Consider the following 16534-nt stretch of genomic DNA (forward strand, 5'->3'; position numbering starts at 1 on the left):
CCACCGATATTTCCATGAAACCGCGTGTCGGCCGACGGGGCATCATCATTGGTGTCGTAGCCCTGTGCACCCTCGCAGCGATCGGGTTCGATACCACCGTCGTCACCATCGGCTCGGAGCAGGATACCCGCGTCGACGGATTCTCGCCCGACGCCTATGGCGCCAAGGAATTCCCGCGCATCCGCGACGATGTGGCCAAGCGTGCCGTCGACGCCAAGACGCTCGCCGCCGCACTGGCCGAGGACAAATCCGCAGCCGCCAAGAAATACGGCACCGGTGGCGCGATGCCTGTGCTGCCCGTACGCGTGACCGGCACGGTCGGCGAAGGCAAATCGGGCATTTACGATATCAATGTCGATGGGCTCGACAACGTGCGCATCCGCGTCCAGACCGGCCCCGCGATCAACGGCACCGACCTGCGCGACGCCCCCGGCGACGTCTCTTTCGGCGACTTCAAAACCAGATCGAATATCAGGATGCGGGCGCGGGCATTAACCGCGCAATGAAGGCCGAGGTGCTCGACGGGCTCGACACCTCCAACCTGACCGGCAAGACGGTGACCGTCACCGGTGCCTTCAAGCTGATCAATCGGAAGATGTGGCTGATCACCCCGGTCGAGGTGAAAGTCAAATGACCGTGCAACAAAGCATCCGCCCCGAGGCGCCGCGAGGGACCGGCGAGGTCGTCATGTCGGCCCGCCATGTCGCCAAGCATTACGGTGCGGTAAAGGCCCTCAAGGGCGTGAACTTCGACATCCATCGCGGTCAGGTGACGACGCTGTTCGGCGAAAACGGCGCGGGCAAATCGACACTAATGAAGATCCTCGCGGGGATCGTGACGCCGACCTCGGGGCAGATTCTGCTCGACGGCGAACCGGTGACCTTCAATGGCGCCAATGACGCGCTGGCGCAGGGCATCTCGATCATCCACCAGGAGCTCGCGCTCGCGCCGAACCTGAACGTGCGCGACAATATTTTCATGGGGCGCGAAATTCGCACCCGCCGCGGCGTCGATTTCGCCGAGGAAGAGCGGGTCACCCGCGCCCTGATGGAAGAGCTGGAAGAAGAGATCGACCCCCTCACCCCGGTGGAGGAACTGCGCCTCGGGCAGCAGCAGATCGTCGAGATCGCCCGCGCCCTGCAGGCCAAAAGCCGCATCCTGATCATGGACGAGCCGACCTCCGCGCTGTCGGCCTCGGAAGTCGAAGTGCTGTTCAAGGTGATCAACGACCTCACCGCGAAGGGCGTCAGCATCGTCTATATCTCGCACCACCTCGAAGAGGCGCTGGAAGTGACCGATCACGCGGTGGTGCTGCGCGATGGCGAAATGACCGCCAATGCGCCGCGCGACGAGATCGACCTCGAATGGATCGTGCGCAACATGGTCGGCGAAGGCTTCGATCTCGGCACGCCTCCCGACAGCGAGATGGGTGGGCCTTCGCTGATCATCGAAGACCTCTGCGTCCCGGATCCGTCGGGTCACGGACTGGTGGTCGATCACATGAGCCTCAGCGTGCGCGCCGGCGAGATCGTCTGCATCTACGGGCTGATGGGCGCCGGGCGCACCGAAATGATGGAATGCGCCGCCGGACGCCTGCGGGCGAAAAGCGGTGCGGTGAAACTGCACGGGCACGACATCTCGCATCTGTCGATCGCCGAGCGCATCGAGGCCGGGCTTGTGCTCGTCCCCGAGGATCGGCAGCGCGACGGGCTGGTGCAGACGATGACCGTGGGTCAAAACCTGTCGCTGTCCTCGATCGGCGCGTTCACCCGCGGCCTGTTCACCAGCCGCAAGGACGAGCGCAAGGTGATCGACGATTCGATCCGCGAAGTGACCGTCAAAACCGATGGCGGCGGCGCGATGATCGGCTCGCTCTCGGGCGGCAACCAGCAAAAGGTGGTCATCGGCAAGATGCTCGCCACCCGCCCCGAAGTGATCCTACTCGACGAACCGTCGCGCGGCATCGACATCGGCGCGAAGGCCGAAGTCTTCAAGCTGCTCGCGCGCACCGCGCAGGAGCGTGGGCTGGCCGTACTCTATTCGACCTCGGAAGTAGGCGAATGCCTGAGCATCGCGCACCGGATCATCGTGATGAACAGGGGCCGGATCGCGGCCGAGTTCGATCACACCGCAACCAAAGAGCAGATCATGGCCGCCTCTGGCGAAGCCGTGCACCACTAATGGAGGCCAACATGGCGGACGTTACGAATTCCAAGCCCGCATCGGGCGGCATGGGCCTGAACATCGGCAAGATCCTACTGGAGGGGCGCGCATTCTTCGCCCTCGTCGCGATCATCGCCGTCTTCTCGATCCTGTCGCCGGTCTATTTTAGCATCGGCAACTTCCTGATCATGTCGTCGCATGTCGCGATCTTCGGTCTCTTGGCGATCGGAATGTTGCTGGTGATCCTGAACGGCGGCATCGACCTTTCGGTCGGCTCGACGCTGGGCCTCGCCGGGGTAGTCGCGGGTTACCTGATGCAAGGCGTCGAGATCCCGGCTGCCGGTGTCGTGCTCTACCCGCCGGTCTGGGCCGTGGTGGTGCTGACGATTTGTCTGGGCGCCTTCGTGGGCCTGATCAACGGCGTGCTGATCGCATTCTTCAACGTGCCCGCCTTCGTGGCCACGCTGGGGATGCTCTATGTGGCGCGTGGCGTCGCGCTGCTGATGACCAACGGGCTGACCTACAACAACCTTGGCGGCGCAGAGGCCCTCGGCAATACCGGCTTCGACTGGCTCGGCTTCAACCGCATCGCCGGGGTGCCGATCGGGGTAATCGTGCTGGCGCTGGTCGCGCTGACGGTGGGCCTCGTGCTGGCGCGCACCGCCTTCGGTCGCTGGCTCTACGCCTCGGGCGGCAACGAGCGTGCCGCGGAACTCTCCGGCGTGCCGACCCGCAGCGTGAAAATCTCGGTCTACGTGCTGTCGGGCATCTGTGCCGCCATCGCCGGCCTCGTGCTGTCGTCGCAGCTGACCTCGGCGGGCCCCACCGCGGGCACCACCTACGAACTGACCGCCATCGCAGCGGTCGTGATCGGCGGCGCCGCCCTGACCGGCGGGCGCGGCAACGTGCGCGGCACGATGCTGGGCGCCTTCGTCATCGGCTTCCTGAGCGACGGGCTCGTCATCATCGGCGTCTCCGCCTACTGGCAGACCGTCTTTACGGGCGCCGTGATCGTGCTCGCCGTGCTGCTCAACAGCCTGCAATACGGCCGCGCGCGCCGCTGAGACTTCGAGGACGCGGGACAGGGAGGTCCCGCGCCCGAATACCCGCCGGAGTGATCCGGCACCAACAACAACCCAACGGGAGGACACCCAACATGAAATTCACCAGGCGCACCATTTTCGCGACCGTCGCAATGATGCCGTTGATGGCACAGGCCGCGATGGCTGACGGTCTGATCTCGATCATCGTCAACGATCCTTCGAACCCCTACTGGTACACCGAGGGCGAGGTCGCCAAGGCCACCGCCGAAGAGCTTGGCTATGACGCCAACGTCTCCGCTCACAAGGGCGACACCAACACCGAGAGCAACCTCGTCGACACCGCGATCACCAACCAGGCCAAGGCGATCATCCTCGACCCGGCGAACGCGGACGGTTCGGTCGGCGCCGTGAAGAAAGCGGTTGAGGCTGGCATCCCGGTCTTCATCGTCAACGCAGAGATCAACCAGTCGGGTCTGGCCAAGGCGCAGCTGGTGTCGAACAACGCGCAAGGCGCGGCCCTCGGCGCGATGAAATGGGTCGAGGCGATGGGCGAAAAAGGCTCCTATGTCGAGCTGTTCGGCGCCCCGTCGGATAACAACGCGCAGACCCGTTCGAACGGCTTCGAGACGGTGCTGAGCCAGTATCCCGACCTCGACAAGAAAGCACAGGAAGTGGCCAACTGGGATCGCACGCAGGGCTATTCCAAGATGCAGTCGATGCTGCAGGCCAATCCGGACATCACCGGCGTGATCTCGGGCAATGACGAAATGGCCCTTGGCGCGATCGCCGCGCTCAAGGAAGCTGGCAAGCTCGACGGCATGGTCGTAGGCGGGTTCGACGGCTCGCCCGATGCGGTCGACGCGGTCAAGGCAGGCGAGATGACCTACACCGTGCTGCAGCCGGTCGCGATCTTCGCCGAGCAGGCCGTGCGTCAGGCCGATCACTTCATTCAGACCGGCGAGCTGCAAGTCGCGGAAGAGAAGCAACTCTTCGACTGCATGCTGATCGACTCGAGCAATGTCGACGCCTACACCGGCCCATTCACCCTGGATCAATCCTCCTGATCCGGCGCAATGGGACACTGGGAAAGGGGGCCGCGCGGCCCCCTTTTTCGTTTTAACAGACGCGTAGGCGTTTCAGGGACGTCACGCCGAACGCCACTTCGGAACGAAGAAAGGGCGCCCGCAGGGGCGCCCTTTCTTGTGTTCTGCGGAGGGTGACGCGCTCAGCGTGCCGCCATCGCCTCGAGCGGCAGGGGCGTAATGCGCGAGGCGTGACCGGCGGTGCCGAAGGCTTCGAACCGCGCCTTGCAAAGCGCCTGCATCAGCGCCTTGCCTTCGGTGAGATACTTCCGCGGATCGAATTCGCCGGGCGTCTCGGACAGGACCTTACGCACGCCTGCCGTCATCGCCATGCGGTTGTCGGTGTCGATATTCACCTTGCGCACGCCCGAGCGGATGCCGCGCTGGATTTCTTCCACCGGCACGCCCCAGGTCGGACGCATGTCGCCGCCATAGCCGTTGATCATCTGGCGCAGATCCTCAGGAACGGAGGACGAGCCATGCATGACCAGATGCGTATTGGGCAGGCGGCGGTTGATCTCTTCGATGACATTCATCGCGAGGATGTCGCCATCGGGCCGGCGCGTGAACTTGTAGGCGCCGTGGCTGGTGCCCATCGCCACAGCCAACGCATCGACGCCGGTTTCGCGCACGAAGCGTTCGGCTTCCTCTGGATCGGTCAAAAGCTGCTCTTCCGAGAGCTTCTCGGTCGCACCGTGGCCGTCTTCCTGATCGCCCATGCCGGTCTCGAGCGAGCCAAGCACGCCCAGTTCGCCCTCGACCGAAACACCGCAGGCATGCGCCATCTCGACCACGCGCGCGGTGATGTCGCGGTTATAGGCATAGTCGGCGGGGGTCTTGCCATCGGCCAGTAGCGAGCCGTCCATCATCACCGAGGTGAAGCCATGCTGGATCGCGGTCGCGCAGGTCGCCAGATCGCTGCCGTGATCGAGATGCATGCAGACCGGCACTTCGGGGAAAGTCTCGACCAGCCCGTCAATCAGCCGCGCCAGCAAGCGATCCCCTGCATAGGCCCGCGCGCCCCGCGAGGCGGCAAGGATCACCGGCGCATCGGCCTCCCGCGCAGCGGTCATGATTGCCAGTCCCATCTCCATGTTCGAGATGTTGAAGGCGGGCACGGCATAGCCGTTCTCCGCCGCGTGATCGAGCAGCTGGCGTAGCGTGATGCGGGCCATAGGTCAGGTCTCCTCCGAAAGATATGTCTTGATGATCTCGACCTCTTCCGCCGCGCCGAACACGAGCGGCACATTCTGGTGCGGCGCCTCCGGCACGAGATCGAGAATGCGCGTTGTGCCATCGGTGGCGCGGCCGCCTGCCGCTTCGATCAGGCAGGCGATCGGCACCGCCTCATAGGCCAGCCGCAGCCGTCCCCCTCGATACCCCTCGCGCCGATCCGCCGGATAGAGGAACGCACCGCCCTTGAGCAGGATACGGTGCAATTCACCGACCGCCGCCGCCAGCCAACGCATGTTGAAATCGCGCCCGCGCGGGCCCTCTGCCCCGGCGCGCAACTCGGCGGCCCAGCGTTGCAGCCCCGGGCTCCAATGGCGCTCGTTAGAGGCATTGTAGGCAATGGTCGACGCTTTGGGCGACAGCCGGACATCCTGCGCCGTCATGCGGAAGTCCTCGCCGTCATAGGTGGCGATCTGCACCCCCTGCCCGGCCGTGAACCCGAAATCCAGCGAATGCCCGAAGGAGGCATAACCCGCCGCGATCGCCTCCGAGCCCGGACGCCGGAAATCGGCAGGTCCGGTCGGATAGATCGCGAACAGCATGCCGAGCGGCGCGCCGATACCGATCGAGCCCGACCCGTCGATCGGATCGATCGCGAGATCGAATTGGCCTTCCGGGTCGAGCAGTCCGACCTCTTCGGCCTCTTCCGACAGCATGTGCCGCACACCCAGCCCGGCAAGCGCCGCAATGATGTGGTCATGCGCGCCAACATCGAGCGCCTTTTGCACATCGCCGCTCTCATTCTGACCACAGGGCGCGGCCGGATCGCCGGGCAACTTGCCCGCCGCGAGCCGCTGCTCGATCGGCGGCAAGGCATTCGCCAGCGCGGCGATGATCTCTCCAAGCCCGCCAGCAGGCAGGCAGTCACGCAGGTGCGCCGCCTGCGAGGGACGGTCGTTCGGCAAGGTCAGCATGTGGGAATTCCGTCAGTGAGTTGGGACCGGGCGGCGAACCGCCCGACCCTCGGGAGTTCGCTCAGGCCGTCGTGTGATACTTGGCGTCGACCGCGTCAATGGCCTGAACGTTGCCCGCCGATTTCCCCTCGGGATCGAAGGACGAGGACAGGAAGGCATCGGCGATGTCTTTTGCGAGCTCCGCCCCCACGACCCGCGCGCCCATCGTGATGATATGCGCGTTGTTCGAAGTCGCCGCCTTGCCCGCCGAATAGGTGTCGTGGGTCTGGGCTGCACGGATACCCGGCACCTTGTTGGCCGAGAGGCAGACCCCGATCCCGGTGCCGCAGCACAGGATCGCCCGGTCATAGGTTCCGTCCTTCACCCCCGATGCGACGCGATCCGCGAGATTGGCGTAGAAGTCGTCCGGCCCGGCCTCAGTGCGCGAAGCTTCGGTCACCTCGTAATCCGGGTTCTGGCTGAGATATTCGGCCAGGATCTTGGCGAGCGGCTCGCCGGCGCTGTCGCCGGCCACAGCGATTTTCATGACAGTTCCTCCGTTTTGACTTGTGCGTCCAGCGCGGCATTGCAGCGCGCGAGAATGTCGAGATATCCGGCCACGTTCCAAGCCGAGCGACCGATGAACAGCCCGTCGATATGCGGGCAGGCGATCAGCTCTGCGCAGTTGTCGGGATTGACCGAGCCGCCATAGAGGCAGGGCACGCGGCGGCCCGTCACCTCTTGCGCCACCGCGATGATCTCGGCCTGGCGGGCATCGGCGTAATCGGCCGTGGCGGGGATACCGTTTTCACCGATGGCCCAGACCGGCTCGTAGGCCAGCCAGATTTCGGCCTGTTTCTGTTCGTCCGACAGTTTCGACAGAGCGCCGCGCACCTGGGTGGCCAGCACTTCTGCGGCCCGCCCCTTTTCGCGATCCTCGAGCGTCTCGCCGATACAGATGAGCGGGATCAGCCCGTGGCGCACCGCAGCCTCGGTCTTGAGGCCGACCGTCTCGTCGGTCTCGCCAAAATGGGCGCGGCGTTCGGAATGACCAAGCTCGACGATGTCGAGACCGCAATCGACCAGCATCGGCGCGGACACTTCGCCCGTCCAGGCTCCGGCATCGGCCCAATGCATGTTCTGCGCACCGACCAGCGCGGGCGTGTCAGCCAGCGCGGCCTTGACCTGCCGCGTCGCGGTGAAGGGCGGAATGACAAAGCTCTGGATGCGCGGCGACAGGGTCGCAGCCGCAAGACCATCCGCCCAGTCCATCGCCTCGGACAGTGTCTTGTTCATTTTCCAACTGGTGCCAATCCAGGCTTCGGGCATGTCGAACGCTCCTCCGTCGTGTGCACGATAAATAACATGCATAACGTTATGTTCAACATATTTTTTGTGATTTTGTTATTTTCAATTGTTAGATGATGGTGCCGCTGTTAGCCTGCGCGCCATAGGAGGATCCCATGCTCGATCACACTCAAGTCGCGGCCAAAGCCGCTATCGACCCAGAAAACTTCGCCCTCGCCAATTGCCTGCGGGCGCTGGCCATCGATGCTGTGAATGCCGCCAATTCCGGCCACCCCGGCGCGCCGATGGGCATGGCGGATGCGGCCACTGTGTTGTTTCGAAATCATCTGAAATTCGACGCCTCGGCCCCCGACTGGCCCGATCGCGACCGCTTCGTGCTGTCGAACGGACATGCGTCGATGCTGCTTTACGGGCTGCTGCACCTGACCGGCTACGAAGACATGACGCGCGACCAGATTCGCAATTTCCGGCAATGGGGGTCGATCACGGCCGGCCACCCGGAATGGGGCCACGCGAAGGGCGTCGAGACGACGACCGGTCCGCTGGGTCAAGGCTTGGCGACCGCCGTCGGCATGGCGCTGGCAGAGCGCGCGCTGGCCGCCGAGTTTCCCGGCCTTGTCGATCACCGCACTTGGGTGATGCTGGGCGACGGCTGTCTGCAGGAAGGGATCGGGCAAGAGGCGATCTCGCTTGCGGGCCATCTCGGGCTGGGCAAGCTGAACCTTCTTTACGACGACAACGACATCACCATCGACGGGCCGACCTCCGTGTCCTTCTCGGAAGATGTCCCGGCGCGGCTTGCGGCCTGCGGCTGGCATGTGATCCGCTGCGACGGCCATGACGCCAAGGCGCTGGACGAGGCCATGGCGGCGGCAAAGGCGGAAACGACGCGTCCCAGCTTGATCGCGATGAAAACGGTGATCGGCTTCGGCTCGCCCAACCGGGCGGGCACGGCGAAGGCGCATGGCGCGCCGCTCGGGGAGGAAGAAGGCGCGCTGGCCAGGCAGGCACTCGGCTGGGAGGCTGCGCCCTTTGAAATTCCCGAGCACCTCGCCGCGGCCTGGACCGCCATCGGCGCCCGCGGCACGCAAGCCCGCGCGGAATGGGAAAACGCCCTCGCCGCCTCCGGCAAGGCCGAAGAGTTCACCGCCCGCGTCGAGGGCAAGCTGCCCGAAGGCTACGCCGCCGCCGTCGAAGCTGCGCGCGCCGAGCTGTTCGAGAAACCGCAATCGGTCGCCACCCGCAAAGCCTCGCAGATCGCGCTGGAGCATCTCGCCAAGGCAGTGCCCGCGATAATCGGCGGCAGCGCCGACCTATCCGGCTCCAACCTGACGCGAGTCGCGGCCGTCGACAGCACCTTCACCGCCGCGGCTCCGGGCCGTTACATCGGCTATGGCGTGCGCGAGTTCGGCATGGCAGCGGCGATGAACGGTCTGGCGCTACATGGCGGCTTCAAGCCTTATGGCGGCACGTTCCTCGTGTTCTCTGATTACGCGCGCAACGCGATCCGCCTTTCCGCCCTGATGGGGCTGGGCGTCACCTATGTGATGACCCACGACTCCATCGGGCTTGGCGAGGACGGCCCCACGCACCAACCGGTCGAGCATCTGGCCTCGCTGCGCGCGATCCCCAACCTCAACGTGTTCCGGCCTGCTGATGCGGTAGAGACGCTGGAGGCCTGGGATATCGCGATCCGGTCGACGGGCACGCCGTCGCTGCTCGCGCTGTCGCGGCAAGGGGTGCCGCAACTGCGGAGCGCGGGAGATGAGAACCTGACCGCGCGCGGCGCCTATGTGATCCGCTCCTTCGGGGAAGGTCGCGACGTGACGCTTCTTGCAACCGGGACCGAGGTGTCGCTGGCCGTGGGAGCCGCCGAGGCGTTGCACGCCGAGGGCCACAGCGTCACCGTCGTTTCGATGCCCTGCTGGGAGCTGTTCGACGCGCAGCCCGAGGACTACCGGGCCGAGGTTCTCGGCACCGCGCCGCGGATCGCTGTCGAGGCCGCGTCGGCCTTCGGCTGGACCCGCTACGTCACGCGCGAGGCGGATGTGATCGGCATGTCGGGCTTTGGCGCCTCCGCCCCGGCGGAGCAACTTTACGCGGAGTTCGGCATCACCGCAGACGCGGTCGCCGCACGCGCCAAGGCGTTGATCGCAGGCTAAAGCTGGCGCGGGCTCGAAAGACGGGCTCGCGCCCTCCCCTCGATCGATGACGACACAGAGGCAGCCAAGCGCTGGCGGTATTGGTGAATACCGCCAGTTCAAGCGAGTCCCGGTTTCTGCTTGGTATCGGGGGCAATCCATATTTCGGCAAAGCTAATTTCAATGTTGCCTATCAATTTACTATTTTGATAGACATAAATGTGCCAAGCAAAATATGGAGATGATAGGCATGACGCCTCTCAGCAGCATCGCCATGAGCGCCTATACAGATCTGGTGCGCCTTCTCAGGGATGACGCCCTGTCCGGTGTGGAGGGTAAACCGGCGCTCAAAGAACGCGGCGAGAAGGGTTACTGGTACGCGGCCCGTCGCGTCGGAACCGAGATGCGCTTCATCTATATCGGCGAAGACAGCGATGAGACGCGGGCGCGGATCGAACGCATCGAGGAACTCCGCGCGACCGCGAAGGACCGACAGGCAGAGCGGTCGCGGCTGGTCCGGCTCTTGCGCGCCGAGGGCATGACGCCAACGGACCGGGCGACCGGCTCCATCCTCTCCGCCATGGCGGCGGCCGGGACATTCCGGCTGGGCGGCACCATTGTCGGAACGAATGCGTTTCGACTTTATGAAGGTGAGCTGGGCATTCGCCTCCCTTTGGGTGGGATGGCCAATACTGGCGATATCGACATCGCGCAGTTCGAAAAGCTGAGCATCGCCCTGCAGGATCAGGTCGAGCCGGGGCTGGCCGAGACGTTCTCGGCGCTGAAGTTCGATTCCGTGCCCGGGCTCGACAAGGGCCGGACCTGGCGATGGGCGCAGGGTGGCAGCGGCCAGCTCGTCGAGTTTCTGACGCCCGCCTTCGGGAGCGAGACCATCCGCGACCTGCCCGCACTGGGCGTGGGGGCGCAGGCGCTGAACTACCTCAACTTCCTGATTGCCGAACCGATCTTTGCTGCGGCCCTCTATCGGTCTGGCATTCTCGTGCAGGTGCCGCGCCCCGAGCGCTTCGCCATCCACAAGCTGATCATCGCGGATCGACGGCGGGACGGATCAGGAAGCCTGAAATCTTCCAAGGATCGCGAACAGGCAGCCTTCCTGATCGAAGCGATGGCAGAGGACAGGCCCGATGATCTGTCGCGGGCCTACAGGACCGCGATGGAGGTCGGACCGCGCTGGCGCGAGCATATCGGCAATTCGTTGAAGCGCATGCCCGAGACGAAATCCATACTCGAGAACTTGGATACGTAACCGCTGTACCCAGACCGAAATCCGGCGACTGCTGAGGAGTTGCGCGACGACCCGATGACCGAACGCCTCAAGGCGAGCACAATTGGTTCAGCATATGCGGGCCACCGGTGAGGAACTGGTGGCCCCCGAGGGCTTCATCCTCGCGGTCCCCGACACCCCAAGGCTCTCAGAGCGCGCTCAAGCGGCTCAAGCCTTCGACCCGGCGGCGGTTCCTGTCGATCGCCTTCGACGTCGCCGAACCCGATGCGGAGACCCGCGTGATCGCCGCCGAGACCGGCCTGCGGGTCGCGCAGGTGGTGCCTCTGGTGCGCCTCGCCGGGCATATCCGCAAGCTCTCGCGCATGGATATGGAGGAAAGCGTCGGCCCATACAATGCTTCGGACGGCCGGCAGCAGGAGACTCCTGCAGGGTCGTAGCCCAAGCAGTGGTAGCTGCGGCAGGGCTGAATGGCCGGTTTGACGCCGACAGCCCCCCAGTGAGCAGTTCCTCCGCGGGAATGCTGACGAAGCGATCTTGATTTCGCGCGTTCTCGCGACTGGTACGAAAAATGATCCCGGAATCGGAGCCGCCGAGTTTCTCATTTTCAAAAAATGCTAAGAATATGCGTCCGTTTTTCTTTCCATCAAAACAGAAAAAAGCTAAGGTCAACTCGGAAAGAATTTTCTTCGGAAGATACTGAGTTAAAATGCAAAGTTACGCGAAATTTGCGCAAACCTATGCGCAAAAGAACCGCAAAGCTTTGCTTGAAACTCGCCAGAATCTAATAACAAATTCAGCGTACAGCCCGCAACGTTGCGCGCAATCCTACGTGGGTTGTCGGGAACGACGTTTGGCACGATTGTGCTACATGTGACGCCAGAGGCAGACCTTGGCGGGCCACTGGCGTTGGTCCGAGATGGAGACCGCATCCGGCTTTCGGCAATGCACAAATCAATTGACCTGCTCCCCTGAAATGTTCTCGTTTTGAGGTTAGCCTGTTCTCCAGACGAGGAGACAGACGATGAAGAGAAGCCGGTTCAGCGAAGAGCAGATCATTGGCATCCTGAAGGAGCACCAGGCCGGGCTGGGCGCGAAGGAGCTGTGCCGTAAGCATGGCATCAGCGACGCGACCTTCTACAAGTGGCGCTCGAGATATGGCGGCATGGAGGTGTCGGACGCCCGCCGGCTGAAGGCGCTGGAGGCCGAGAACGCGAAGCTGAAGAGTTGGAGGGATCAGCAAAGGCCCCAGTGGGGCGTTTGCCCCGAACAACGCTGGCCGACCAGATGCTCGACGTCGCGACGCTGAAGGAGATGTTGGGAATGGGAGCAGGCGAACGCCATGCGTTCGAGAGAGCCTGCGGACGCTTCTCAGGCCCGGTTCGAGGCGGCGCGCCGTGGACTGGGCCATGAAGGAGAAGAGCTACTCGCAGCGGCGGGCCTGTGCGCTGGCCGGGATCGACCCGCGCGTGTATCGGCGGCAGCCGACCAGACCGGAGGACCGGGAGTTGCGCGAGCGGCTGCAGGAGTTGTCGGGCGAGAGGCGGAGGTTCGGATATCGGCGTCTGCACATCCTGCTGCGGCGGGAGGGCTGGGCGTTGAACTGGAAGAAGCTCTCCCGGATCTACCGGGAAGAAGGCTTAACAGTCGTAAACGGGGCGGTCGCAAGCGGGCACTGGGAACCAGGGCGCCGATGGCGATCCCGCAGGGGCCGAACCAGCGCTGGAGCCTCGACTTCGTGTCGGACAGCCTCAGCGATGGCCGCCGCTTCCGGATCCTGTGCGTGATCGACGACTTCAGCCGGGAATGTCTGGCTGCGGTCGTCGACACCTCGCTCTCCGGCATCCGGGTCGCCCGGGAGCTGGACCGGATCGCCGAGGTCAGAGGCCATCCCTGCATGAAGGTCAGCGATAATGGGACCGTGCTGACCAGCAACGCCATCCTCAAATGGCAGGAGGAGCGCCGGGTCGAATGGCACTACATCGCGCCGGGGAAACCGATGCAGAACGGCTTTGTCGAGAGCTTCAATGGCCGCCTCAGGAACGAATGCCTCAACGAGCATCTGTTCGCCAACCTGCGTCATGCCCGCAGTCTGATCGCGGCGTGGCGTGATGACTACAACCATCACCGCCCCCACACGAGCCTCGACGGGCTCACCCCGTGGGAGTATCACCAAAGGTCGAAAGAGGACCAAACCCTGAACAGAGCTAACCTATAAACGCGGACTCGAAGGGGAGCAGGTCAAGCACAACGCAAGAGACCGCCCGAAGGCGGCTGTGAGCGTATGGATATGACTTAGAAGATTTGGTTGCGGGAGTAGGATTTGAACCTACGACCTTCAGGTTATGAGCCTGACGAGCTACCGGGCTGCTCCATCCCGCGTCCGTTGAGCTTTTGCCTTTTGTCAGGTTATGAGCCTGACGCGGCGATCGCGTTTTTCAAACTCTCGAGTAGAGTTTGTCTCGCTTGCGGGGTGCTCGATCCCGCGTTTGTTCCCGAGGGCATTTAGTGTTTGCGATCGGGATTTTGTTTGTCATCGTTTTTTGAGAGATGAAGTTTTTCGTCGCTTCTTTCTAGGTTTGGCGGTGACCTACTCTCCCACGTCTTAAGACGCAGTACCATTGGCGCGACGGCACTTAACGGCCGGGTTCGGAATGGAGCCGGGTGTTTTGCTCGTGCTATGACCACCAAACCGAGGAAGAAGCGATGAAGTTCAAGTCGTACACTTTGTATTGTGCATGCTGTTTGATCGGTTACCAGAGGTCTGGCTACTACCGGATCAAATCAAGCCAATCGGGCAATTAGTACTGGTCAACTGAACGCGTTGCCGCGCTTACATCTCCAGCCTATCGACGTGGTGGTCTTCCACGGCCCTCAAGGGATACCTAGTTTTGAAGGGGGCTTCCCGCTTAGATGCTTTCAGCGGTTATCCTGTCCGGACATAGCTACCCAGCACTACCGTTGGCACGATAACTGGTCCACCAGTGGTCCGTTCACCCCGGTCCTCTCGTACTAGGGGCAACTCTTCTCAAGTATCCTACACCCACGGCAGATAGGGACCGAACTGTCTCACGACGTTCTAAACCCAGCTCACGTACCTCTTTAAACGGCGAACAGCCGTACCCTTGGGACCTGCTCCAGCCCCAGGATGAGATGAGCCGACATCGAGGTGCCAAACGATGCCGTCGATATGGACTCTTGGGCATCATCAGCCTGTTATCCCCAGAGTACCTTTTATCCGTTGAGCGATGGCCCTTCCACTCGGGACCACCGGATCACTATGGCCGACTTTCGTCTCTGCTCGACTTGTCAGTCTTGCAGTCAGGCTGGCTTCTGCCATTGCACTCAACGACCGATTTCCGACCGGTCTGAGCCAACCTTCGCGCGCCTCCGTTACACTTTGGGAGGCGACCGCCCCAGTCAAACTACCCACCACGCAGGGTCCCGGATCCCGATAAGGGACCGCGGTTAGACATCAAGCAGGCGAAGGGTGGTATCTCAAGGATGGCTCCACGGAGACTGGCGTCCCCGTTTCAAAGCCTACCACCTATCCTGCACATCACATGCCTGATGCCAGTGCGAAGCTATAGTAAAGGTTCATGGGGTCTTTCCGTCTAACCGCGGGTAGTGTGCATCTTGACACACAGTTCAATTTCGCTGAGTCCACGTTTGAGACAGCGGGGAGATCGTTACGCCATTCGTGCAGGTCGGAACTTACCCGACAAGGAATTTCGCTACCTTAGGACCGTTATAGTTACGGCCGCCGTTTACCGGGGCTTCAATTCGGAGCTTGCACTCCTCCTTTTAACCTTCCGGCACCGGGCAGGCGTCAGACTGTATACGTCGCCTTACGGCTTCGCACAGCCCTGTGTTTTAAGTAAACAGTCGCCACCCCCTAGTTTGTGCCCCCGCCCCATACTTGCGTACGAAGCGGGCCTCCTTCTCGCGAACTTACGGAGGCATTTTGCCGAGTTCCTTAAACGTGGTTCTCTCAAGCGCCTTGGTATTCTCTACCAGTCCACCTGTGTCGGTTTCGGGTACGGTCCGATAGTGGGGCTATTTCCAGGAACCTGTTGGCTGCCCGATCAATCCGATAAGATCGAACAACGGCTCAGATCCGTCACCACCACATGGCCCAGGAATATTAACCTGGTTCCCATCGACTACGCCTTTCGGCCTCGCCTTAGGGGCCGGCTTACCCTGCTCAGATTAGCTTTAAGCAGGAACCCTTGGACTTTCGGCGACAGGGTCTCTCACCCTGTTTGTCGCTACTCATGTCAACATTCTCACTTCTGATCACTCCACCGGATGCCTTACGGCCCGGCTTCACAGTCAGAACATTGCCTCCAATATCCCCGAGGGGAGTAAGGAGGCAGCGTTCTATATCACAGAACGCTCCGCTACCACGCACATCACTGTGCATCCAAAGCTTCGGCTCATGGCTTGAGCCCCGTTACATCTTCGCCGCAAGACCTCTTGACTAGACCAGTGAGCTGTTACGCTATCTTTAAAGGATGGCTGCTTCTAAGCCAACCTCCTGGTTGTTTTGGAAGTCTCACATGCTTTCCCACTTAGCCATGAATTGGGGGCCTTAGCTGTTGGTCAGGGTTGTTTCCCTCTCCACGACGGACGTTAGCACCCGCCGTGTGTCTGCCGATCAGTTCTTCCCGGTATTCGGAGTTTGCTTAGACTCAGTAAGGCTGTGGGCCCCCATCATCCATGCAGTGCTCTACCCCCGGGAGAATACAATCGACGCGCTACCTAAATAGCTTTCGCGGAGAACCAGCTATCTCCAGATTTGATTGGCCTTTCACCCCTAGCCACACGTCATCCGGACCCTTTTCAACGGGTGTCGGTTCGGCCCTCCAGTGAGTGTTACCTCACCTTCAGCCTGCACATGGCTAGATCATCTGGTTTCGGGTCTGATCCATCGAACTAAATTCGCCCTGTTAAGACTCGCTTTCGCTACGCCTACACCTAACGGCTTAAGCTTGCTCGATAGACCAAGTCGTTGACCCATTATACAAAAGGTACGCCGTCAGAGCTCGAGGCTCCTCCGACTGCTTGTAGGCGTCCGGTTTCAGAAACTGTTTCACTCCCCTCGTCGGGGTGCTTTTCACCTTTCCCTCACGGTACTGGTTCGCTATCGGTCAGTAAGGAGTACTTAGCCTTCGAGGGTGGTCCCCCGATCTTCAGACAGGATTACACGTGTCCCGCCCTACTTAATACGTCCAATTGAACTTCCCATACGGGGCTGTCACCCGCTCTGGCTGATCTTTCCAGATCATTCTGGTCATTCTCATGGCTCGGCTGGTCCGCGTTCGCTCGCCACTACTAGCGGAGTATCTGTTGATTTCCTTTCCTCCGGGTACTTAGATGTTTCAGTTCCCCGGGTTCGCTCTTATAACCCTATGTATTCAGGTTAAAA

At 62.2% G+C, this 16534-nt stretch carries 11 protein-coding genes, 1 tRNA gene, 2 rRNA genes and 2 pseudogenes (1 of these 16 only partly in view); 9 read left to right on the forward strand and 7 right to left on the reverse strand.

The window, feature by feature from the left end; genetic code table 11:
* The first annotated feature begins 14 nt into the window (after positions 1–14).
* The 4 genes and pseudogenes from BMG03_RS00110 (at position 15) to BMG03_RS00125 (ending at position 4270) form a co-directional block, all read left to right on the forward strand.
* Positions 15–634, forward strand: a pseudogene (locus BMG03_RS00110) (DUF2291 family protein).
* The gene (locus BMG03_RS00115) at positions 631–2181 is read left to right on the forward strand and encodes a sugar ABC transporter ATP-binding protein (RefSeq protein ID WP_075777527.1); all 1551 of its coding nucleotides are present in this window, start codon (positions 631–633) and stop codon (positions 2179–2181) included. Before BMG03_RS00110 ends, BMG03_RS00115 begins: the two are co-directional and overlap by 4 nt.
* Before the next feature lie 11 nt (positions 2182–2192).
* On the forward strand, positions 2193–3227 hold the full coding sequence (locus BMG03_RS00120; protein WP_078542361.1) for an ABC transporter permease: 1035 nt from the start codon (positions 2193–2195) through the stop codon (positions 3225–3227).
* A gap of 92 nt (positions 3228–3319) precedes the next feature.
* A complete protein-coding gene (locus tag BMG03_RS00125; RefSeq protein WP_075777529.1) occupies positions 3320–4270 on the forward strand; it encodes a D-ribose ABC transporter substrate-binding protein in 951 nt (316 codons plus the stop codon).
* A 161-nt stretch (positions 4271–4431) separates the two neighbouring features.
* Here BMG03_RS00125 and fba read toward each other — a convergent pair whose 3' ends face one another.
* The 4 genes from fba to BMG03_RS00145 form a co-directional block, all read right to left on the reverse strand.
* On the reverse strand, positions 4432–5463 hold the full coding sequence (gene fba / locus BMG03_RS00130) for a class II fructose-bisphosphate aldolase (protein WP_075777530.1): 1032 nt from the start codon (positions 5461–5463) through the stop codon (positions 4432–4434).
* A 3-nt stretch (positions 5464–5466) separates the two neighbouring features.
* The gene (locus BMG03_RS00135; protein ID WP_077701022.1) at positions 5467–6435 is read right to left on the reverse strand and encodes a class 1 fructose-bisphosphatase; all 969 of its coding nucleotides are present in this window, start codon (positions 6433–6435) and stop codon (positions 5467–5469) included.
* A gap of 61 nt (positions 6436–6496) precedes the next feature.
* Complete coding sequence (gene derI / locus BMG03_RS00140; protein ID WP_075777653.1) at positions 6497–6961, reverse strand: D-erythrulose-4-phosphate isomerase; 465 nt, start codon at positions 6959–6961, stop codon at positions 6497–6499.
* Complete coding sequence (locus tag BMG03_RS00145; protein ID WP_075777654.1) at positions 6958–7743, reverse strand: triose-phosphate isomerase; 786 nt, start codon at positions 7741–7743, stop codon at positions 6958–6960. Before BMG03_RS00145 ends, derI begins: the two co-directional genes overlap by 4 nt.
* Before the next feature lie 134 nt (positions 7744–7877).
* On the opposite strand from BMG03_RS00145, the gene tkt reads away from it, so the two are divergent.
* The 5 genes and pseudogenes from tkt to BMG03_RS00165 all read left to right on the forward strand — a co-directional run bounded on the left by tkt (position 7878) and on the right by BMG03_RS00165 (position 13324).
* Entirely contained in the window at positions 7878–9884 is a 2007-nt protein-coding gene (tkt, locus tag BMG03_RS00150) for a transketolase (protein ID WP_075777655.1), read from the forward strand.
* A gap of 253 nt (positions 9885–10137) precedes the next feature.
* Positions 10138–11130, forward strand: a complete 993-nt coding sequence (locus tag BMG03_RS00155) for a nucleotidyltransferase family protein (RefSeq protein WP_244270973.1) — start codon at positions 10138–10140, stop codon at positions 11128–11130.
* Positions 11131–11237: 107 nt separating this feature from the next.
* Positions 11238–11546 carry a CbbQ/NirQ/NorQ domain-containing protein gene (locus BMG03_RS20580; RefSeq protein ID WP_244270974.1) on the forward strand — a complete coding sequence of 103 codons (309 nt, stop codon included), beginning with the start codon at positions 11238–11240 and terminating at the stop codon, positions 11544–11546.
* Between the two features lie 397 nt (positions 11547–11943).
* Complete coding sequence (locus BMG03_RS00160; RefSeq protein ID WP_279627825.1) at positions 11944–12081, forward strand: dihydroxy-acid dehydratase domain-containing protein; 138 nt, start codon at positions 11944–11946, stop codon at positions 12079–12081.
* 49 nt (positions 12082–12130) lie between these two features.
* A pseudogene (locus tag BMG03_RS00165) lies at positions 12131–13324 on the forward strand (IS3 family transposase).
* An 87-nt stretch (positions 13325–13411) separates the two neighbouring features.
* Here BMG03_RS00165 and BMG03_RS00170 read toward each other — a convergent pair.
* The 3 genes from BMG03_RS00170 to BMG03_RS00180 all read right to left on the reverse strand — a co-directional run.
* Positions 13412–13488 (reverse strand) — tRNA-Met (locus tag BMG03_RS00170).
* 195 nt (positions 13489–13683) lie between these two features.
* Positions 13684–13798, reverse strand: a 5S ribosomal RNA gene (gene rrf, locus BMG03_RS00175).
* 88 nt (positions 13799–13886) lie between these two features.
* Positions 13887–16534: ribosomal RNA gene (locus BMG03_RS00180) — 23S ribosomal RNA — on the reverse strand (it continues 185 nt past the right edge of the window).

The organism is Thioclava nitratireducens (assembly GCF_001940525.2).
In the GTDB taxonomy this organism is placed as follows: Bacteria; Pseudomonadota; Alphaproteobacteria; order Rhodobacterales; family Rhodobacteraceae; genus Thioclava; species Thioclava nitratireducens.